Genomic DNA, 20,770 nt, shown 5'->3' with positions numbered 1-20,770 from the left:
ATATCACTTAAAATAACTTACCAGTTGTCTGGCGTCAACTCAGGTTGATACCTTTTATAACCTTCAATATTGACTTCACTGATTAGCGCTCAATATTTGCCACTGCTTTGAGCCAATCTGGGGCAACCGTTTTGCAATAGCCATTGATTGTCGGCATGGCAATTTGCTGTAAATCTGAATCACTAAACTCCAGGCTTTCACCTGCGCCTAACAACAAAACACCATCATCCGCCAAATAACGGGCTAAATAACGCACGATGTCACGCTGCTCAAATTGCCGAAAATAAATTAACACATTGTTGCAGACAATCAGTTGGCATTGACCTGCCTCTAAAGGAATCGATTGCTGAGCATCGACTAAATTTTTGCTAAAAAACTGCAATTGCGATTTTATTGTAGGGATTAGCGCAAATTTATCCCTACCAACGTCTTTAAGGTAGTGATGATACACAGCAGGAATAAACGATTTTTGCGCGTTGTCATACTCGCCAAGGGTCGCATCAATCAATGATTGCTGGTGAAAATCTGAACCAAATACTTGATAAACTTGCATCCCATCCAAGGCATTTTCTAGACATAACGCAATGGTGACAGCTTCCTGCCCTGTCGAACATCCCACACTCCACGCCGTAAAACTACGTTGTTGGTTTTGCGGCTGCAAATGCCATGCATTGGCAACCGCTTCGGCAAACGCAAAAGTGGGTAAATGCCGAAAAAACTGGGTTCTAGGAATCAATATATCATCGATTAGCTGATGATAGATAGTAGCATCCTGCACAATTGTCTGTAATAACGCCGTACTGTCAAGCGCATTGCGCCGCATATGCCGCTCAATGATACCTTTTACCCAGTTGTTCTGAGACTTTGGTAGGATAAAACCCACTTGGTGTTCAACATAATTGAGCCATAGTGACAATGCTTGCTCAGATAGATAGTATTGTTGCATAAACGTTATTTAGTCTTACCTCTACCCTAGTTGTTATCGGTGAATAACTTATTATCGGTACGTGACTTGGCATTAAAAAATCTCAATTAATGATTAAAACAACCGCGTCCAACTCCTCATCTAACACCCATACCCTTGTTCACTACTTATAATTCTATCTAACAGTCATAAAAAGAAAGGTGGTTAAAACCACCCTTTACTTTTAGCTAAATGTTGATTACTAAGCCTAATTGGCTATTAAACATTAGCCATTAAGCGCTTGCCAAAGCATCATCTGGCAATTTAAAGCCCGATACTGATTCTTGAAGCGCCGCCGCCATTTCATTAAGCTGACCGATTGAACGAGCGGCTGCCATGGTACCTGAGGTGGTTTGCGAGGTAATATCTTGAATGACATTCATCGTATTTGAAATATGACCCGCTGAGGCTGCCTGCTGACGCGCCGCATTCGAGATACTCTGAATCAATGATGCCAAGTTGTTAGATACAGTTTGTACTTCTTCAAGCGCCTCACCTGCGTCTTTTGCAAGTTTTGCACCGCGTACAACTTCTGCCGTGGTTGATTCCATCGACATTACTGCTTCGTTCGTATCTGCCTGAATGGTTTTAACCAGTGTTTCAATCTGTTTAGTCGCTGTGGCTGAACGCTCTGCTAGGCGCTGAACCTCGTCAGCAACAACCGCAAAACCACGCCCTGCTTCACCCGCCATCGATGCCTGAATCGCCGCATTCAACGCAAGGATGTTGGTTTGGTCAGCAATGTCATTAATCAGTCCAACGATATCGCCAATCTCTTGCGATGATTCACCGAGGCGCTTAATACGTTTTGAGGTTTCTTGAATCTGGTCACGAATGGTATTCATGCCATCGATAGTACGTTGTACCACTTCTGCACCGTTATAGGCAATCGCAACCGAACGGTCCGCAACCGCAGCAGATTCGGCGGCATTTGACGATACTTGGTCAATCGACACCGCCATTTCATTAATCGCTGCAGAAGCTCCTGCAATCTCTTGCGCTTGGCTTTCAGAGGCTTCAGCCAGTTCAACTGCCGTGGCCTGTGTTTGGTCAGATGCGCGCGCGACCCGCTCTGCAGTGACGTTAATCGCAGAAACCAGTTGACGCAATTGGTCAATCGCAAAGTTAACCGAGTCTGCAATCGCCCCTGTAAAGTCTTCTGAGACTGTCGCGTTCACGGTCAAGTCACCTTCCGCTAAATCGCCTAACTCATCAAGCAAACGCAAAATCGCCATTTGGTTACGTTCGTTTTCTTCTTGGATTTTGCGAGCACGCTCAGATTCAACTTCCATCTCATGACGTTGACGCAGCGTTTCACGCTCACCTTCTGCCTTCTCTCGATAGGTTTTAGCATTAATCTGGCGAGTCAAAAAGTAAATCGCCCCAATGACGCCTAATACAATCAAAATAGAGGGCAACCAAATCGTCAAAAAACTATTGGCAATACTATTATCTTGACGTACCAAAATTAGCAATTGGTAAAGTCGATAAATAAACGCCAAGGCAGCCACGCCACCACAGATACTTGCCCAAAAAATCCAGTTGGTTGAGCGCCCCCTATCCATACGATAGTTACTGTTGCCAGGCCCGACCGCGACAGGGGAATTGGTATTGGTACTTAGGGTCGAAGTTTTAGTATCCATGATACGGTAATCCCTCAATTATTTTAATGAGTTAGAAAATTATGTTATAACGCTGCTTCTAAATAACGCGTGTCTTGCGCCAATAAGCTTGGCATAAACACATACCAAATCTGCTCGTTTTGTTTAAACCCACCATGCGTATACTGAGCGAGCGGTGAATCGTTCGGCATTTCAATAGGCTGATATTGCCCTTGACTAAAGGTTTGGATACCCAATATCTCATCGACTTGTAAGCCACTAAAGAGCTTGGGTTGATCAATCACCAAAATCTTTTGATTAGCCGATTGGTAGTTTGAGCTTGATGGATGTAAACCTAAGAAGTTCGACAAATTAGTAATCGGTAATAACCGTCCCCGCACATTGGCAATCCCGAGTAACCAAGGTTTTGACAAAGGCACTGAGGTATAGGCAGGCAAAGATAGCACCTCAGCCACATCGCCGAGCGGGGCTACCAAGTGGTAACCACCGAGCGAAAACGCAACCCCTAACCACTGGGTTTTTTGGTCAAAGTGAGCACCTTTTTGTCGTTTGATACCGCGGTCAGCGAGTCGTAAAAGCTCAATAAAGCCGTTTGAAGACACGAAACCTACTCCATCACGGAACGGATTACAGTGATTAAGGCTTCTTCTGTAATCGGCTTACTTAGATAATCTCGTGCGCCTTGGCGCTTGCCCCATACGCGGTCAGTTTCTTGATTTTTAGTACTGATGATGACGACAGGGATATGACTGGTTTTTGGGTCACGGGTAAGTTTGCGGGTTGCTTGAAAGCCGTTCATCTCTGGCATGACCACATCCATCAAAATCACGTCTGGGAAAAACTCATTGGCTTTTTGAATCCCATCATCGCCTGTATGCGCTTCAATGACTTCGTACTGATGACGGGTCAAAATATCCCGGAATTTTGCCATTTCTGATGGTGAATCATCAACTACTAAGATTTTGGCCATAGACTTACCTTTTTACCTGCTGATTGATTATATTAATCGCTTTATATTTTGCTGTTTTGTGTCTGTACTCATGACAGCACAACTGTTAAACACGCATCCCAAATCTATATCTATGCCCGTCTAGGTTGCAATCTGCGCTTTTATGTTAGTCATTTCTAGTTTCATCGTAGCTAGTGCTAGTTCTAGTGATTGTAAACTTTAAGTATTGACAACAGTGCTACTGGCATGTTGTTAATCTTCAGCACAACGCATTAAGACGCAGGACGATGACGTTCAATGGCGTCAAATAGCTCTTCTTTACTAAACGGTTTGGTCAAGTACTCATCTGAGCCGACGATACGACCGCGCGCTTTATCAAACAAGCCATCTTTTGATGACAGCATAATCACGGGCTTGGCAGCAAAATCTGCGTTGTTTTTGATCAGTGAACAAGTTTGATAACCATCGAGGCGTGGCATCATGATATCGACAAAAATCAAATCTGGGTTGGTATCCGCAATTTTTGCCAACGCATCAAAGCCATCAACAGCCGTAGTCACTTCACAGCCTGCTTTGGCAAGTAACGTCTCTGCAGTACGACGAATGGTTTTTGAATCATCAATAATCATGACTTTTAGGCCTTCAAAATTTGCATCCATAATATTTTCCTAAGGGTTGTTTCGCTATGATTTTGCTACCCACTATCCTATAGCGATTGCTCAAAACTTTAAGTCATAGGCGTTGGGGCAGTTATCAAATGATGCCATCAACGCTCAAAAGTCACTGGTACAATTTTTGACAATCAAACGAAGCTATTGTAAATAATTTTTATAAGATATAACAAATATTTCAGACGGATAGTTAAAAACCAACTGTATGGTAATTATTGTTAAAATACTATCATACTTTTTTGCTGCAAAGTATGCTTAAATCAATGCACTTACCGTTCATTTTTAACATCCTGATGACCATTCGGGTTTGATCTGGTGACTGCTTTGTTAAGTTGCCCATAGAGCCATGATAATATACAGGTATTACCTGATGATAGAAACATGTTGAAATAAGCTTAGAAAAACGCATTGTACTGGTTATTTCTATATGATTTTATATTTTTTAAGTTGATTGTTTGCGCTGAGGACGTCTCGTTCATGATAACACCAAAGTTTATCACCAAAGTTGTACCATTAAGCCTAGCGGTGGCTAGCGCTGTTATGAGTTTGAGTGGCTGCCAAAAACAGCAAAACGATAGCAAAAGCCCGTTGTCGACCCAAAACACTCAAGTCACCACCGCATCAGCCACCACGCCAATCGCCAATAACGAGATTCAGCTATTAGCCGCTGATGTCATCACCGCCAAAGCAGACCGATTTGAACCGAGTGTCACCGTGACAGGGACGCTGCAGCCTTCAGACCACACAGTAGTGCAATCAACCGTGAATGCGCAAGTGCAGCAAGTGCTCGCTGATGTGGGTAAAACGGTAGCAAAAGGTGAGCCACTGGTGCGACTTGATATCAGTGATAGTAAAAACCAACTCGCTCAAGCGCAAGCCGACGTTGCCGCTGCCCAAGCACAAGCCATCGTCGCCAATAAACTTGCTGAGCGCAACAAAATTTTGCTCGAGCAAGGCTTTGTCTCACAAATAGAGTATGAGCGCAGTGTGGCAGACAGCATTGCCCAGCGTGAAGCCATCAAAGCCAAACAAGCCCAATTAAGTAGTGCCCAAAAAATGTTTGGTGATACCACGATTTATGCGCCTACCACTGGGATTGTCAGCAGTCGCAGCGTCAATGTCGGACAGGTAGTCACGCAAAACCAAGCCTTGATGGAAATCATTGACCCCAATAAACTTGAGTTTGCCGCCAATGTCCCTAGCGAAGCACAAACACAGCTACAACTCGGTCAACAAGTGCCTTTTACCATTAGTAATCAAACCACTCAGTACATCGGACAAATTAGCCGTATTTCGCCCCAAGTCGATGCCGCCACTCGCCAGCTGACGATTTATATCGCGGTTAAACCTTCTCAGCGTAATCGTGGACTTCGACCGGGCATGTATGCCACAGGCAAGCTTAATTATGGGGTTGCACAAGTTGGGGTATTGGTGCCGATGTCAGCGGTAATGCTGGAATCTAAAGCCCTCGAATCTAGAGCCCTCGAATCTGGAGCAAAAGGCGCAGCCAATAAATCCAGCGACCAATCCGCCACAAGCCCAACCTTAGAAGCTGGCACGATTTTGGTGGTCAGTAAAGACAATGTGATTACCAAACAGCCTATCAAGGTACTCAAACACCTTGACGATACCAGTCAGTATTTAATTGCTGGCATCGAGGCTAACACCACGGTGATTGTGGCAAATCTCAATGCCAATGATGTGGGTAAAAAAGTCGTGCTCAAATAACTTACTGATAGTGTTTCATTCAATCATTTTATATTGTTAAAAATTTTAGTATTAGGAATTTGCTATGTGGCTTACCCGCGTCAGTATCAACAATCCTGTGTTTGCCGCCATGGTCATGCTCGCGCTGATGGTCATTGGACTACTAGCAACATTTCGCATGAAAGTTGAGGAATTTCCTAATATTGAATTTCCTTTTGTGGTGGTCAATACCGTTTATAGTGGTGCTTCACCAGAAGTCATCGAGACCGACATTACCAAAAAAATTGAAGACCAAGTCAATACCATCGCCGGTGTCAAAGAAGTGACCTCCGTCACCCAACAAGGCTTGTCACAAGTCATCGTGCAGTTTGATTTAAATATTCCGTCCGATGTTGCCGCACAAAACGTGCGTGATAAATTGGCACTGGTGACCCCCACCTTTCGGGACGAAGTCACCACGCCTATCGTTGCGCAGTACAATCCTGCCGATGCGCCTGTGGTGTCTGTCACGTTTCGCTCTGACAAAATGTCGCTTCGGGAATTATCCACTTATTTAGACAACACGGTCAAAAAACAGCTACAAACAGTCACAGGGGTGGGTCGGGTCGATATCTTGGGGGGTCGGCAGCGTCAAATCCGTGTGCTGCTCAATCCCACCCAAATGAATGCCTATAAAGTCTCAGTCAATCAAATTAGCAATGCGCTACGCTCAGAGAACGTCGAATTACCTGTCGGTACTATCAATAATCAAAACCAAGAAATGGTGATTCAGGTTAACGGGTTGGTCAAAACACCCAATGAGTTTAACCAAATCATTGTCGCCCAAAATCGTTCAAGCACGGGTGCTATCGTGCCTGTGTACCTATCGCAAGTTGCCCAAGTCGTTGATGGGCAAGCCGAGGCTGAGTCAGCGTCACTACAAAATGGGCAACCTGCGGTGGCAATGGATATTATCAAAATGTCGGATGCCAATGTGATTGATGTGGTTGATAAAACCCAACAGCGTCTGGCAGAAATCCAATCGACCCTACCCCCAGGTGTCACCATGACGGTGGTGGCTGATAGCTCAAAAAGTATTCGTGGCTCGTTAAATAATGTGGTGCGCACCTTGATTGAAGGGGCAATATTGGCGGTGTTTATTGTATGGCTGTTTTTGGGCTCATGGCGTTCGACCATCATTACCGGATTGACGCTGCCCATCTCGCTGCTCGGTACGTTAGCGGCAATTTGGACGTTTGGTTTTTCCATCAACATGATGACCCTGCTGGCGCTAGCATTATGTATCGGACTGCTGATTGATGATGCGATTGTGGTGCGGGAAAATATTGTGCGCCATGTGGGTATGGGCAAACATCACCGCCAAGCGGCGCTTGATGGTACCCAAGAGATCGGGCTTGCCGTGCTAGCGACGACGCTGGTGATTGTGGCGGTATTTTTACCCGTGGCTTTCATGGGCGGGATTATCGGACGCTTTTTTTATCAGTTTGGTGTGACTGTTTCCACCGCTGTGTTGCTGTCGTTATTTGTTAGTTTCACGCTTGACCCGATGCTGTCTTCGATTTGGCCAGACCCAGATGCCGCGCACCAACATGACCGACTCAATGAACGGGTTTCATTTCGCAAGCGACCGATTGCTTGGCTATTAGCGGGTTTTCAGCGCCTGTTAGATCGGTTGACCAATCTATACAGCCATATTCTTGCGTGGAGTCTACGCCATCGTTTGATAACTGTGCTCATCGCAATTGGCTCACTGGTTGCCGCATTTTTTGCCGTGGGTTTGGTGGGCAAAGAGTTTGTCCCGCAAGCGGATATGAATGAAATCAAAGTCAAATTTGAAACGCCTGTCAATGCCAATCTTGACTACACCCAGCAAAAAGCAGCACAAGTCAACGCGGTATTACAAAGTTTTCCTGAGGTTACCCATACTTATGCCACGGTTAATGCGATTTCCTATAGCGGTAACAATCGGGTACAAGTGAATGTGTCGTTAGTGCCTAAAGATGAGCGCACGCGCGGACTAGATGCCTTAAACCGTGCCATGCGTGAGCAATTGCAGCAGGTAGGCGGTATTAAAGTTACCTCAGTGGCAGCCGCTGACATGGCAGTCAGCGGTGGTCTTAAGCCGATTATGATATCGATCAAAGGCAATGATTTAACTGAGCTGCAACGTTTATCCAATGAGTTTATGCAAAAACTCTCAAACGTCAATGGCTTGGTAGATTTGGAAAGCACGCTTAAACAACCCAAGTCAATGGTCAATGTCACCATTAACCGCGAAGCAGCAAATGATGCCGGTCTTTCGATTGGACAAATCGGACAAGCATTACGACCGCTGTTGGCCGGTGATAATGTGAGCACCTTTAAAGATGACAACGGCAACAATATCGATGTCAACGTGCGCTTAAATGACGACAACCGCCAGACTATCTCACAACTACAGTCCATGTACTTGTCATCAAGCCGTATGGATCAAAATGGGCAGCCAGTCCTAGTGCCGCTATCGCAAGTGGCGAATTTTAGTGAAACCTTGGGTGCACCGCAAATCAACCGCCGTTCGCTGTTTCGTGAGGTGGTAGTCCAAGCCAACACGGACGGCAGACCCGCAGGTGATATCGGCGCGGATATCACTAAAATCCAAAACGAAATGAAACTGCCACCCGGTTACAGCTTTGCGGTACAAGGCTCTAACAAGGACATGGCAGAATCCATCGGCTACGCGACAACTGCGCTTGGACTGGCAATCGTGTTTATTTATATGTTGTTAGGGTCACAGTTTAATAGCTTTTTATACCCTGTGGCAATTATGGCGTCGCTGCCGTTATCGCTGATTGGGGTGTTCTTTGCGTTATTTTTATTCGGCTCTAGTCTTAATATGTTCTCTATCATTGGCATTATCATGCTAATGGGGTTGGTGTGTAAAAATGCGATTTTGCTCATTGATTTTATTAAAGAGTCTTTATTAAACGGTTCGAGCCGTACAGAAGCCATTATGCTGGCAGGGCAAACGCGCCTGCGCCCCATTTTGATGACTACCGCTGCCATGGTGATGGGGATGATACCGCTGGCACTGGGTATTGGTGAAGGGTCGGAGCAGCAAGCACCGATGGCACACGCCATTATTGGCGGGGTGATTACTTCAACTTTATTGACCTTGATTGTGGTGCCGGTGATTTATACTTATTTAGATGATGGCAAACAGCGGTTTTTCCGGTTATTTGCTAAAAATAAAGCAGAAACCCCTGCGATAGAGCGCGACGACTCACTTTAAGCAATAATTCATTACAATTTTATACAGTGTAAAGAAACTTAAGAATGAGTAGCCCAGTACAATTTTAAATTGGGCTATGCATTGATTGGGGCATTAATTGGGCTTTGTGATTGATAGCTGTATGATTGACAGCTAAGAAGTTTTATAAATCTGTGTAAGATACTATCATATTGGCAGTCTCTTGCTTTATGATAATAGTCTCTTGCTTTATGATAATAATCTCTTGCTTACGATAATAGGCTCTTGATTGATGATAGAAGCCTAGCTTTGATAAGCAAAAGCAATAATAACAACTGATTTATTTTAGAGAATTTTTGGAGTTGGTGATGGAAGAAAATAATAGTGGTACTAAAACCGTCCTATTGATTGAGGATGATCCAGATTTAGCCGAGTTGATTAGCGAATATTTGGGCATGAACTACTATGAGGTTCAGCATGCCCCAACCGCTACAGAAGGGCTAGAGACGCTATTTAACCCTGCCAAATCCATTGATTTGGTGATTTTAGATTTGATGTTGCCGGATATGGATGGCATGCAAGTGTGTCAACGTATTCGTCAGCACAAAGATAGCCGTCTGGCGCAAACGGCGATTATCATGCTCACCGCCAAAGGTGACACCACTGACCGTGTATTGGGTCTTGAGATGGGCGCGGATGATTATGTATCAAAACCATTTGAACCGCGTGAACTATTGGCGCGTATCCGTGCGGTCATGCGTCGTCACGACCTGCCGCTTCACCAGCAAAAAGAAGATAACTTAGTATTTGGTCGCTTAAAGGTTTATCCAGACAGCCATGAAGTGACGATTGATGATGAGCCGGTGCGTTTGACCACCCACCAGTTTCAATTATTGCATTACTTTGCTACCCACTCAGGTAAAGTACTGAGCCGTGAACAGCTTTGGCATGCGATGCCCAACGATGACAGCAGTGATAACATCGACCGTGCCATTGATGTGCATATTTCACGTCTGCGTGCGCTGATTGAAGACAATCCTCGCCAGCCAAAACGCATTATCACGGTGCGCGGTGTCGGCTATCAGTTTGCCACTGACCAAGTGTAAGAGTGTGAGATAGCTTGACAAATTTAGGATTGCTTGACAAATTTAACACGCAAAAGGACATTATCTTTGGTTATTATGCTAGCAAAGCTATTATAATAGCCTGTGATGACCCACGATTTTTGGATTCTGTGTGCGATTGAGCGGCATAAAATTTAACAGTGTATTTAGTAAGTTGTTTGCCAGCGTTATGCTGGCATTGGTCATTTTTGCTGGGGCAATGGTAGTTTTAAGCCACTTGGTACACGATACTTCTGCCAACACCCGCCACCAAGTCATTGCCAGCCAAGTCACCCAGCAGCTAGACCCGTTATTAGTTGAGCTGCGTACCGCTCAAGACCAACAAAAAAATCTCGAAACCCGCTATCTACTTGCCCTCGTACGCCGTAGTTTTAATATCTATAGCGATTCACTGAACGCCAAATTTGGTCTATACGATGGCAAAAGTGGCGAAGCGATTATGATCATGCGTGGGCTGCCTGCCACTTTACCGCCAAACCCGCCATTTTTTTCCTCTTTGTTTCCTAGAGATGATCCAAAGCATCCGACCGAAATTCAAGTCAATAGCCAATCAGGTTATGTGCTGTTATACCAATCAAAACTTAGTAATCGCCGTGCGATTTCGCCCGCGATTAATTTATTGACAGGTACCTTGCTACTGCTGCTCATTATGTCGGGCATGTTATGGATGATTGCGCGTACCATGACATGGCGTATCAACCAGCTAAGTCGGCAAATCACCCAATTGGGTGATGGCGATTTCTCTGCCCGTGTCACGCCTGTGGGCAACGATGAAATTACCATTTTGGCACGCGGTTTTAACCAAACCGCCGAGCGCATCGAAACCTTGATGAATGCCAATAAATTACTGTTAGCGCATGCCTCACATGAGATTCGCACACCGATTACCCGTATTCGTCTACAAGTTGAAATGATGACCATGCTGGCAAGTCAATTTGACAAAACGATACAAGATAAAGTACAAAAACGTGCCGATGCCATCAACCGTGATTTGACGGGTCTTAATGATTTGGTAGAAAGTATTTTGCTCGTCAGTCGTATGGATGCCGGTCATGCGATAGAAAAAGTAGAAGACGTCGATTTATATGAGTTAATTAAAAACGAGATTCAGCACTACCCACAAGCTACCTTTGCGGGTGGTCATATTATCATCCAAGGGCAAGCCAAACTTCTTACCCACCTCGTGCGTAATTTGCTCGACAATGCCCATCTTCATGGCGTCCCACCTGTGAGCGTACAGCTGTATGCCATTGATGATGCGGGTAATCAACTGGCAATTGATGCCCTACCACCCATCCAAGAGAATACAAAAGATACCCATGCAGAAAAACATAACGATGTTCAAAAAGATAAAGTGGCTTTGCCCGTCTCTATAAAAGATACCACCAGTGACCCCACAAACGGCGATGACATCACCGTTGATGCTGAAATGTCATTGACAAATAGTCTCGCCGCAACGGTCACAGCAGATAGCGAAGCAACTTCGAGCAAACTGGCTAACAAACAAAAAAATAAATCGTCTATTTTTTCCCGTAAAAAATCTGACGTTGTACACCTGCCAGAATTTCATCAGGTGTGTATTGCGGTTATCGACCAAGGTACAGGCATTCCTGAAGACAAACGCACCGATATTTTCAGTCCATTTGTACGGCTCCAACAAGAGAAAAAAGGTTCAGGGCTCGGGCTATCTTTGGTCGCGCAGATTGTCAAAGCCCATGGCGGTAGTATTATCACCGACACAGTGCATGGTCATACCCGCTTTTTGGTCACATTACCTATCACCCAATCGTAACCGCTTTTATATCTGCCTATAGTTTTGTCACAATTTTTTCGGTTTTCTACTTTATTATTCAATTAAACCCACCATTCGGCATTTATTTATTCGTTAAAGCGACTAAACGCTGACAGCGAGCTGTGCTAAAATTGCCTTCTTTTAGCCACTGCAAAATTTTTTATTATCATGATTACCATTGATAACGTTACCAAACGCTTCCAAACCCAAGATGGCAACTGGTTTACCGCGGTAGAACCGACATCGCTCACAATCCAACAAGGCGAGATTTTTGGCTTGATGGGTTATTCTGGCGCAGGCAAATCCACATTGCTACGCTTGATTAATTTACTTGAACGCCCAGATAGCGGCACGGTCACCATTGATGGCAAGGAGCTGACCTCGCTATCCACCCACGATTTGCGCCATGCCCGTCAAAATATCGGAATGATTTTTCAGCAGTTTAATCTGATGGCAAATCGCACGGTGGCACAAAACATTGCCTTTGCCCTAGAAATTGCCGGGTGGGAAAAAGCAGCCATCATGCCGCGGGTGATGGAATGCCTTGAAATTGTCGACTTGGTTAATCGCGCCAACCACTATCCCGCCCAGCTCTCTGGCGGTCAAAAACAGCGGGCAGGTATCGCACGCGCGTTAGCACCCAAGCCTCATGTAATGCTCGCCGATGAGCCTACCTCTGCGCTCGACCCTGCGACCACCAAATCGGTGTTAGCCTGTCTCAAAGATATTAATGACAAGTTTAACGTCACTATCGTGATTGTAACCCATGAAATGTCGGTGATTCGCAAGCTGTGTAACCGCGTCGCCCTGCTTGATAAAGGCAGATTGCTTGAGGTCGCTGACGTACATTCGGGGCAAATTCATGCCACCACACCGATTGGGCAACTACTGATTAGTGATGATTAACGGCGCACAAACATCGTTGATGACTGGATAATTTTTAAGTTTTAAATTGAATCGTTGGGTAATTTCATGGCAAATACATTAACTTGGCAAAGCGCGGTTGATAATCTTTTGGGGATGAAGGCAGAAATTTGGCAAGCGTTTTGGGAAACGCTGATTATGGTGGGTATCTCAACGGCTGCGTCAGTCATCTTTGGTACATTGCTTGGCGTCGCGCTATTTTTGACCAGTAAAAATCAGCTCGCCGACAACAAATCGCTGTATGCAGTACTTAGCAACTTTACCAATATCATGCGTGCTTTTCCGTTTGTGATTTTGATGATTGTGATTATTCCTGTCACTCGCCTCATTGTCGGTACCACCATTGGTCCAATCGCGGCATCGCTTGCTTTGAGTGTCGCCGGTATCTTCTACTTTGCTAGGCTCGTTGAGCAAAATCTGCGTGATGTGCCAAAAGGTATCATCGAAGCGGCGTTATCAATGGGTGCAAGTACAGGGACGATTATTCGTAACGTGTTATTGGTAGAGTCACGCTCAAGTTTGATTTTGAGTATTACCACCTTGATGATTAGTTTACTCTCTTACAGTGCGGCAGCGGGTATGATTGGGGGTGGCGGCCTCGGTGATTTGGCGATTCGTTATGGTTATAACCGCTATCAAAATGACGTGATGATTTTTATGGTGATTCTATTGGTGGTGATGGTGATTATCATCCAATCGGTTGGTAATATTTTGGCGCACCGTCTGGATAAACGTTAATTTTAGCTGATGGCTGTTTAAAAAATTGTTATTGATGGTTTTTCTAGGAATTATGAAAAAATTTCATATCCATAGGTTAACTCTCAATAACATTTTTTTTATAGGTATGTTAAGGTAAGCTGACTATTTTGTCCGATTATTTTTTCATTTTTGGAGGAAGGTATGAAATTAACGCATTTATCAAGCCATATCGCTCAGCTGCTAGCAACCGTAGGGGTTGCAGGGATTGCCCTAGTCGGTTGTAGCAAACCTGAAAGCAAAACCGAAACCACAGCACAAGCCAGCACAACCACAACCACAACTACGACCACCGCAAGCTCAACGACTACCACAGCAGCGGCAAGCACAGGTATTGACCCGAACAAATCTGAAATTGTGATTGGTACTACTGTGGGCGACTTTGGTGACATGGTCAAAAACTCTGTCAAACCGCAGTTAGAAAAACAAGGCTATAAAGTCAGACTGGTTGAATTTTCTGACTATGTGCGCCCAAATAAAGCCTTAGCCGATGGCGATATTGATATCAACGTGTTCCAACATAAACCTTATCTCGATACCTTCAAAAAAGACAACAACCTAGATATCGTTGAAGCCTTCCAAGTGCCTACCGCACCGCTTGGCATCTATCCAGGTAAATTAAATGACCTAAAACAAGTCAAAGACGGTACCACCGTGGCTGCACCCAACGATCCGAGCAACTTTGCACGCGCGCTGGTGATGCTCAACGAACTAGGCTGGGTAAAACTTAAAGCCAATATCAACCCACTGACCGCATCAAAAAATGATATCGCAGAAAACCCAAAAAATATCAAACTAGTAGAGCTAGAAGCCGCACAATTACCACGTGCGCGTTCTGACGTTGACTTTGCAGTCATCAATGGTAACTATGCGACCAGCTCAGGTATCAAATTGACTGAAGCGCTGTTCCAAGAACCCAGCTATGCGTATGTCAACTGGTCAGCGATTCGCACCAAAGACAAAGACACACAATGGGTAAAAGACGTGACCAATGCGTATAATTCAGAAGAATTTAAACAATACGCCCACAAAACTTTCCCAGGTTATAAATACCCAGCTATCTGGGGTGAAAACCCTGCTCCTACGACACCAGCAGCTGCCAGTGCAACCGCCTCTGCTGCCAAATAGTGGCATAATTGGCATAAAAAAAAGAAGCATTAAGCTTCTTTTTTTATCGTCAAATTTTATGGTCAGAATGTTTTATGGTCAAAATGCGGTAATTGATTTTAAAACACTTAAATTAACTGAAAATAATCTAAAAATAATAAAGCGCGTTATTCTGTGAATAGTTTATCTTCAATACTGCGACGCATTTTTTGCCCCGCTTTAAAGGTAACAACGCGGCGCGCTGTGACATGAACCATCTCGCCAGTCTTTGGATTGCGACCTGGGCGTTGGCTTTTATCCTTAATCTCAAAGTTACCAAACCCCGATAGCTTGACTTGGTGACCTTTGGTCAAGGTCTCCGACAACTCTGAAAAAAAATTCTCTACAAATGCGCGGCTGTCTTGGCGCGTCATGCCCAAATTTTCCATCAAATGATTGATCATTTCTAATTTGGTTAAGGTTTTTCCTTCAACTTGCATATTCATTATCATACCCACCCTACTAAATGTTCCTATTCTAGCGATTCTAGCAAATACAGTCGATAGTTATTTTTACTTTAAAATCAAAGAAAAACATTGTATCGACTGGCATAATTTGCTAGTACAAGATTACATACGTAGCGTTGCGTGATACTGCTCATGTAGCGCAGCGATGACAGCTTCGATTTGTGCATTGATACGCTCGTCAGAAAGCGTGGCATCGAGGTCTTGCCAGACCAGTGCAAAAGCAAGCGATTGTTGGTTTTCAGGCAAATTACTGCCGGCATATACATCAAACAACCACACATCTTTTAATAGCTCGCCCCCGACTTGTTTGATAGTGTCTCGCATTGATTGCACCGCAATCGATTTGTCTACCACCACAGCGATATCACGGCGTACTTGAGGGAATTTACTTGGCGTCATGATGGTCAATGCCTGTTGGTGCATGTCAATCACCGCCTGTAAATTCAGCTGCGCCACCCAAGTGGTTGGCAAATCCAAGGCTTTGGCAATCTGTGGGTGCAACTGACCCAACCAGCCAATCACCTTGCCTTGGTAGTGTACATCGGCACTTTGACCGGGGTGTAAAAACGGCTGCTCACTACGTTGATAACTGATAGCAGACTGGGCAAACCGTGGAAAAACCGACTCGACGTCATTTTTTAGGTCATAAAAATCCATCACACGGCTGTCATGATGCTGCTCTGGATGAGTGCTGCCCACTGCCACCATCGCCAAAGTGTCAACTTGGTTTAAGCTTGCGATATCACTACCATCAAAACGCAGACCCGTCTCAAACAGACGCACGCGGTTTTGTTGACGGTTTAAGTTATATTGCACACAAGGCAACAAACTAGACAGCAGGGTACGACGCATGACCGCTAAGTCACTTGAGATTGGATTGGCAAGCGCGAGTGGTGCAGCAAAATGCGCCCCATCAAACAAAGCTTCGACTTTGGCATCACTAAAACTAAAACTCACTGCTTCAAAATAACCTTGATTGACCAAGCTCATTTTTAGGTTATGCAGATCATTTTGGCGTTTATTGTCAAACAAGTTACTGGTAAACGCTGGCAGTTTATTGGCAATATTGTTATAGCCATAAATACGAGCGATTTCTTCAATCAAATCTTCGGGCAAGGCGATATCAAAACGATGGCTCGGCGGCGTGGCAACCAGATTTTCGCCTTGTAACTCGGTGCTGATTTGTAAACTCTCTAAAATCTCTATGGCTTTGTCGGTGGCGATATCCGCCCCTAACAATTTATTGATACTGACAATCGGTAGCGTCACTGGCGTACGTTTTGGCAGTTCAGCGGTATTTTCAACTAGCGTGATTTGACCGACCCTAACCTCACTTGAGCCATTGCCAAATGTCGCCAATAGATTGACCGCGCGGTCGAGTGCCAATTTTGGCAATTCAAAATCGACACCCCGCTCAAAACGCTGTGACGCATCGGTATGCAAGCCAAAACGGCGCGCTTTACCTGCAATCGCCAACTGTTTGAAAAATGCACTTTCAATCACCACTCGGGTCGTGCTATCGGTCACTGCGGTGCGAAGTCCACCCATGATTCCCGCTAACGCAATAACCCCTTGTTCATCGGCAATCACCAGCTCGTCACCTTGTAAGGTAATGGTTTGCTCATTTAACAGCTCAAGGGTTTCGCCTTGTTGGGCATGACGCACGATAATTGCGCCCACCAACTTGTCGGCATCAAACGCATGCAGCGGCTGACCGAGCTCAAGTAGTACGTAATTGGTGACATCCACCAGTAGATTACGTGGCTTGACACCTGAGGCATTCAGGGCTTGTTTTATCCAATCAGGTGATGGCGTGGTGCCTGTCAGCCCACTGACCAGTTGCGCGTAATAGCGTGGGCAGTCTGTTGTCTCTACGCTAACCGCTTGGCTGTCGTTGTCGGTCACGGCTGCGGTGATGTGGTCAAAGGGTAATTGAAATGTTAAATCATTGAGCACTGCAAGCTCACGGGCGATACCGCGCACACTAAAACAATCCCCCCGGTTTGGGGTAATTGAAATATCTAGCACATGATTGTCTAAGCCAAGATACGCTCGGATATCCATGCCAATCGGGGCGTCTTGTGGCAAAATTAACAAGCCATCAACACCATCATCACAGTCAATCTCACTACCACCACACAGCATACCATGCGACTCTACGCCGCGCAGTTTGCCTTTTTTAATGTTAAAGGGTTCATCCCCTTGCGCAGGTGGTAGTTTGGCGCCCACCAGTGCCACAGGTACACGCACGCCAGCGGCCACATTGGGCGCACCGCAAACGATTTGTAGCGGTGCTTCGCTATGCTCACCGACATTCACTTTGGCAACGCGCAGTTTATCGGCATCGGGATGTTGGGTGACGTCAATCACTTCACCGACTACCACTCCACTAAAGTCTTTGGCGACTTTATCCAAGCTATCAAGCTCTAAGCCTGCCATCGTCAGTTGTTCGCCAATTTGCTCAGCGCTTAAGTTTGGGTTTGCCCATTGGCGTAACCAGTTTTCGCTAATTTTCATTGTTTTCCCCTAAGCAAACTGCTTTAAAAATCTGACATCATTTTGATAGAACAAGCGCAAATCATTCACGCCATAATACAACATGGCAAAGCGCTCAATCCCCATCCCAAATGCAAAACCTTGGTATTTGGTCGGGTCAATACCGCTATCGGACAACACTTTTGGATGTACCATACCGCAGCCCATCACTTCTAGCCATTTGCCCCCACCTGCATAAGTATCGGCAAGGATATCCACTTCTGCAGACGGCTCAGTAAATGGAAAATACGATGGGCGAAAACGCACCGTGAGTTTGCGACCAAAAAACGCCTGCAAAAACTCATGAATCAAGCCTTTTAACTCAGCAAAATTGGTCGATTCGCTGACATACAAACCTTCAAGCTGATGAAACATCGGTGAATGCGTTTGGTCGCTGTCGTTGCGATACACACGCCCTGGACAGATGATACGAATCGGCAGGTTGCCTTTTTCCATCGTGCGAATTTGCACCGAACTGGTATGGGTACGTAGCACATAATTGGCATTAAAATGCTGTTTTTCAAAATAAAAGGTATCGTGCATGGCGCGCGCTGGGTGATGGCTTGGAATATTTAACGCCTCGAAGTTGTAGTAGTCGCTCTCAACTTCAGGACCTGTTGCGATTTCAAAGCCTGCTTGACGGAAAAACCCTTGCATACGCTCAGCGGTCATGGTGACAGGGTGCAAATTACCCGCTTGTTGTCCACGTGCTGGCAGGGTGATGTCAATGGATTCGCTGGCAAGCTTGGCAGCCAAGGCTTTGGCTTCTAAATCGCTTTGCGCTTGTTGTAGGCTGTCATTGATTTGGGTACGTACTTGATGCAGCATACCGCCGATGGTCTTTTTGCCGTCGGCGTCGAGTCCGCCCAGTTGTTTTGACCAGGTGGTCAAATGGCTTTTTTTGCCTGTTAAGGTCACGCGGATGTTTTGTAGGTCTTGGGGGTTTTGTGCGGTGCTGATTAAGGCTTTGGCATCTTGAACAAATTGGGTGAATTGGTCTTGGGTGATATCGGTTAAATTTTCAGAATATTGGGCAAGTTTATCGGTTAAAGTGTCAGTCATAAGTTTCACATTACTGGTTTTATTTTGTAGGGGTTATTGTAATGGTTGGTTGCTAAATTGCCAATAAATTCATTGTGCATTTGCTTGTTTTTCTTCACGTTCAAGGTCATCAACCTGTTCAAGTGCTTGGTCTAGTAATAAAACTGAGCCATCTTCATGGGCTTTTTTGTACCAATAGCGCGCTTTTTCATAATCGTTTTTATATTTACCATTACTATAATTCGATAACCATAAATAAGTCCCCGCTAAGGCACTTTCCGCTATTGCTTTATGATACGAATCATTAGAAGCGACTAATTTGTTGTAGTAGGCAATCGCTTTATCGACATCTTGGGGAAACCCATAACCGCCAAATTGGTAAAGAATCCCTAACAGATTAGTTGCTTGTAGCACCCCGTTTTTATCTGCTTTCTTAAGCCAATAAAGCAGTTGTTGCTGATGCTGTGATGTTCGCTCTAGTTCATATTTTGCTAAATATAGTTTGATAAGTTTAAGTTGTGCGTCTTTATCATTATTTTCGGCAGGTTTTTGATAGTCAGATTCATAGGGTGTTTCTTTTGCGATTAAGGCAATGCTTTCTTCTTTATTGGCATCAGTATCAATAGTGGGGCAACCATCAACACAAGCAGAAGGTACATAGTTTTCAGTCGTATTATCATCTAAGCTTTTTGACTCTTCGGCTTGGTTTGGTATATCAGCATTTTCACCATCAACTATCCTGGTAGCTGTTTCATAAGCTGCTTGCTCAATAGTTTTAGAGGTTTTGGCATAGCCTTGAATAAACATAGAAGAAAATAAAAGACTTAAACCCATTTTTATCAGCAAGTTATTTTTCATAAATTTTCCAAACTTATTTTGAATGTTAATTTGACCTAAATATTAGCTTTAATCAATTAAGTTATGTAAAAAATTCTCACAAAAAAAACCACTTCGTTGCCAAAGTGGTTTTTTCGAAAAATCGCTTTAAAACAAATTAAGCAGCCAGTGCTTGTTTTGCTTTTTCTGCCAACGCCGTAAAACTTTGCGCGTCATGCATAGCGATGTCTGCTAATACACGGCGGTCGATTTCGATGCTGGCTTTTTTCAGACCGTTAATCATACGGCTGTAGCTTAAGCCATTTAAGCGCGCACCCGCGTTGATACGTGCAATCCATAAACGACGGAATGAACGTTTTTTGTTACGACGGTCACGATACGCATATTGACCTGCTTTGGTCACTGCTTGTACAGCAACACGGAAAACACGAGAACGCGCACCGTAATAACCTTTTGCACGAGCCAATACTTTTTTATGACGGCGATTTGCCTGTACACCACGTTTTACACGAGCCATAATTTACTCCTAAAGTTTTGTAATATCAGTTAATTGAATACCTATAAATTATAGATATGGACACATACGGTAAACACGTTTCTCATCAGACACGTGTACCAATTTGCATCCACGCAATTGACGGATACGCTTAGGAGATTTTTTGGTCAAAATGTGGCGTTTGAATGCTTGTTTGCGTTTGATACCGTTACCAGTTTTTTTAAAACGCTTGGCAGCACCACGGCGAGTTTTTAATTTCATGATAGCCTCTTGTTCGTTTTTGACAAAGATTAAACATCTTTATCAAGTGAAGTTAACCTGTTTGTCAAAAAATCCTCATCACACTGGATTTTTTGCCTTGAGGTGGGAGGCGATATTTTATCAAAAACTATTCGTGAATGCACGTTATTGTTAAAACTAATTTTTTCTTTGACATCCATTTTATTTATGCTACTTTAACATTTTTTTACTATAGTAGATTTTTATCCAGTCAGTGTTTATAAAATTTTAAAA

The 20,770-nt window shown here is 44.4% G+C and carries 17 protein-coding genes and 1 pseudogene; 7 read left to right on the top strand and 11 right to left on the bottom strand.

The features are described from left to right. Window positions 1-82: 82 nt before the first annotated feature. From ACAM39_RS01345 to pilG, 5 genes and pseudogenes are all read right to left on the bottom strand, one after another. On the bottom strand, window positions 83-946 hold the full coding sequence (locus ACAM39_RS01345) for a CheR family methyltransferase (protein ID WP_369627946.1): 864 nt from the start codon (window positions 944-946) through the stop codon (window positions 83-85). A gap of 251 nt (window positions 947-1,197) precedes the next feature. Then, window positions 1,198-2,229: pseudogene (locus ACAM39_RS01340) on the bottom strand (methyl-accepting chemotaxis protein); the annotation flags it as partial. Between the two features lie 422 nt (window positions 2,230-2,651). Next, complete coding sequence (locus ACAM39_RS01335) at window positions 2,652-3,188, bottom strand: chemotaxis protein CheW (RefSeq protein WP_369627945.1); 537 nt, start codon at window positions 3,186-3,188, stop codon at window positions 2,652-2,654. 5 nt (window positions 3,189-3,193) lie between these two features. Further along, window positions 3,194-3,556 carry a response regulator gene (locus ACAM39_RS01330; protein WP_036592735.1) on the bottom strand — a complete coding sequence of 121 codons (363 nt, stop codon included), beginning with the start codon at window positions 3,554-3,556 and terminating at the stop codon, window positions 3,194-3,196. 251 nt (window positions 3,557-3,807) lie between these two features. Next, the gene (gene pilG, locus ACAM39_RS01325; RefSeq protein WP_135888586.1) at window positions 3,808-4,194 is read right to left on the bottom strand and encodes a twitching motility response regulator PilG; all 387 of its coding nucleotides are present in this window, start codon (window positions 4,192-4,194) and stop codon (window positions 3,808-3,810) included. A gap of 489 nt (window positions 4,195-4,683) precedes the next feature. Here pilG and ACAM39_RS01320 point away from each other — a divergent pair, with 489 nt between their 5' ends. From ACAM39_RS01320 to ACAM39_RS01290, 7 genes are all read left to right on the top strand, one after another. Then, window positions 4,684-5,934 (top strand): efflux RND transporter periplasmic adaptor subunit, encoded by a 1,251-nt coding sequence (locus ACAM39_RS01320; protein WP_369627944.1) that lies wholly within the window; start codon window positions 4,684-4,686, stop codon window positions 5,932-5,934. 64 nt (window positions 5,935-5,998) lie between these two features. After that, complete coding sequence (locus ACAM39_RS01315; protein ID WP_369627943.1) at window positions 5,999-9,181, top strand: efflux RND transporter permease subunit; 3,183 nt, start codon at window positions 5,999-6,001, stop codon at window positions 9,179-9,181. A 326-nt stretch (window positions 9,182-9,507) separates the two neighbouring features. Continuing rightward, window positions 9,508-10,245 (top strand): response regulator transcription factor, encoded by a 738-nt coding sequence (locus ACAM39_RS01310; protein ID WP_062332572.1) that lies wholly within the window; start codon window positions 9,508-9,510, stop codon window positions 10,243-10,245. Between the two features lie 187 nt (window positions 10,246-10,432). Then, window positions 10,433-12,055, top strand: coding sequence for a sensor histidine kinase (locus ACAM39_RS01305; RefSeq protein ID WP_369627942.1), 1,623 nt, complete (start codon window positions 10,433-10,435; stop codon window positions 12,053-12,055). Window positions 12,056-12,223: 168 nt separating this feature from the next. Continuing rightward, window positions 12,224-12,961, top strand: a complete 738-nt coding sequence (locus ACAM39_RS01300; protein ID WP_007115397.1) for a methionine ABC transporter ATP-binding protein — start codon at window positions 12,224-12,226, stop codon at window positions 12,959-12,961. A 66-nt stretch (window positions 12,962-13,027) separates the two neighbouring features. Then, window positions 13,028-13,717, top strand: a complete 690-nt coding sequence (locus ACAM39_RS01295) for a methionine ABC transporter permease (RefSeq protein ID WP_312114595.1) — start codon at window positions 13,028-13,030, stop codon at window positions 13,715-13,717. A 162-nt stretch (window positions 13,718-13,879) separates the two neighbouring features. Beyond that, a complete protein-coding gene (locus ACAM39_RS01290) occupies window positions 13,880-14,863 on the top strand; it encodes a MetQ/NlpA family ABC transporter substrate-binding protein (protein ID WP_369627941.1) in 984 nt (327 codons plus the stop codon). Window positions 14,864-15,009: 146 nt separating this feature from the next. Here the strand turns inward: ACAM39_RS01290 and ACAM39_RS01285 are convergent, their stop codons facing one another. From ACAM39_RS01285 to rpmI, 6 genes are all read right to left on the bottom strand, one after another. Continuing rightward, a complete protein-coding gene (locus ACAM39_RS01285; protein WP_007117206.1) occupies window positions 15,010-15,327 on the bottom strand; it encodes an integration host factor subunit alpha in 318 nt (105 codons plus the stop codon). Window positions 15,328-15,450: 123 nt separating this feature from the next. Then, on the bottom strand, window positions 15,451-17,865 hold the full coding sequence (pheT, locus tag ACAM39_RS01280) for a phenylalanine--tRNA ligase subunit beta (protein ID WP_369627940.1): 2,415 nt from the start codon (window positions 17,863-17,865) through the stop codon (window positions 15,451-15,453). Window positions 17,866-17,874: 9 nt separating this feature from the next. Next, a complete protein-coding gene (gene pheS, locus ACAM39_RS01275; RefSeq protein ID WP_369627939.1) occupies window positions 17,875-18,945 on the bottom strand; it encodes a phenylalanine--tRNA ligase subunit alpha in 1,071 nt (356 codons plus the stop codon). A gap of 69 nt (window positions 18,946-19,014) precedes the next feature. After that, a complete protein-coding gene (locus ACAM39_RS01270) occupies window positions 19,015-19,782 on the bottom strand; it encodes a tetratricopeptide repeat protein (RefSeq protein ID WP_369627938.1) in 768 nt (255 codons plus the stop codon). 136 nt (window positions 19,783-19,918) lie between these two features. Beyond that, window positions 19,919-20,278, bottom strand: a complete 360-nt coding sequence (rplT, locus tag ACAM39_RS01265; RefSeq protein ID WP_101963999.1) for a 50S ribosomal protein L20 — start codon at window positions 20,276-20,278, stop codon at window positions 19,919-19,921. Between the two features lie 48 nt (window positions 20,279-20,326). Continuing rightward, the gene (gene rpmI / locus ACAM39_RS01260) at window positions 20,327-20,521 is read right to left on the bottom strand and encodes a 50S ribosomal protein L35 (protein ID WP_036604595.1); all 195 of its coding nucleotides are present in this window, start codon (window positions 20,519-20,521) and stop codon (window positions 20,327-20,329) included. Between the last annotated feature and the right edge of the window lie 249 nt (window positions 20,522-20,770).

It is taken from the genome of Moraxella sp. K02, assembly GCF_041154755.1.
Classification (GTDB): Bacteria; Pseudomonadota; Gammaproteobacteria; order Pseudomonadales; family Moraxellaceae; genus Faucicola.
The sequence above is the reverse complement of the archived record's forward strand: the minus strand, read 5'-3'. Positions and strand labels throughout refer to the sequence as shown.

Bases quoted from the DNA above. Each gene is read 5' to 3' on its own strand.
- ACAM39_RS01290 (WP_369627941.1), top strand. From the start codon at position 13,880: ATGAAATTAACGCATTTATCAAGCCATATCGCTCAGCTGCTAGCAACC.
- ACAM39_RS01330 (WP_036592735.1), bottom strand. From the start codon at position 3,556: ATGGCCAAAATCTTAGTAGTTGATGATTCACCATCAGAAATGGCAAAA.
- pilG (WP_135888586.1), bottom strand. From the start codon at position 4,194: ATGGATGCAAATTTTGAAGGCCTAAAAGTCATGATTATTGATGATTCA.
- ACAM39_RS01345 (WP_369627946.1), bottom strand. From the start codon at position 946: ATGCAACAATACTATCTATCTGAGCAAGCATTGTCACTATGGCTCAAT.
- ACAM39_RS01320 (WP_369627944.1), top strand. From the start codon at position 4,684: ATGATAACACCAAAGTTTATCACCAAAGTTGTACCATTAAGCCTAGCG.
- ACAM39_RS01285 (WP_007117206.1), bottom strand. From the start codon at position 15,327: ATGAATATGCAAGTTGAAGGAAAAACCTTAACCAAATTAGAAATGATC.
- ACAM39_RS01305 (WP_369627942.1), top strand. From the start codon at position 10,433: ATGCTGGCATTGGTCATTTTTGCTGGGGCAATGGTAGTTTTAAGCCAC.
- ACAM39_RS01315 (WP_369627943.1), top strand. From the start codon at position 5,999: ATGTGGCTTACCCGCGTCAGTATCAACAATCCTGTGTTTGCCGCCATG.
- ACAM39_RS01310 (WP_062332572.1), top strand. From the start codon at position 9,508: ATGGAAGAAAATAATAGTGGTACTAAAACCGTCCTATTGATTGAGGAT.
- pheT (WP_369627940.1), bottom strand. From the start codon at position 17,865: ATGAAAATTAGCGAAAACTGGTTACGCCAATGGGCAAACCCAAACTTA.
- pheS (WP_369627939.1), bottom strand. From the start codon at position 18,945: ATGACTGACACTTTAACCGATAAACTTGCCCAATATTCTGAAAATTTA.
- ACAM39_RS01300 (WP_007115397.1), top strand. From the start codon at position 12,224: ATGATTACCATTGATAACGTTACCAAACGCTTCCAAACCCAAGATGGC.
- rplT (WP_101963999.1), bottom strand. From the start codon at position 20,278: ATGGCTCGTGTAAAACGTGGTGTACAGGCAAATCGCCGTCATAAAAAA.
- ACAM39_RS01295 (WP_312114595.1), top strand. From the start codon at position 13,028: ATGGCAAATACATTAACTTGGCAAAGCGCGGTTGATAATCTTTTGGGG.
- ACAM39_RS01270 (WP_369627938.1), bottom strand. From the start codon at position 19,782: ATGAAAAATAACTTGCTGATAAAAATGGGTTTAAGTCTTTTATTTTCT.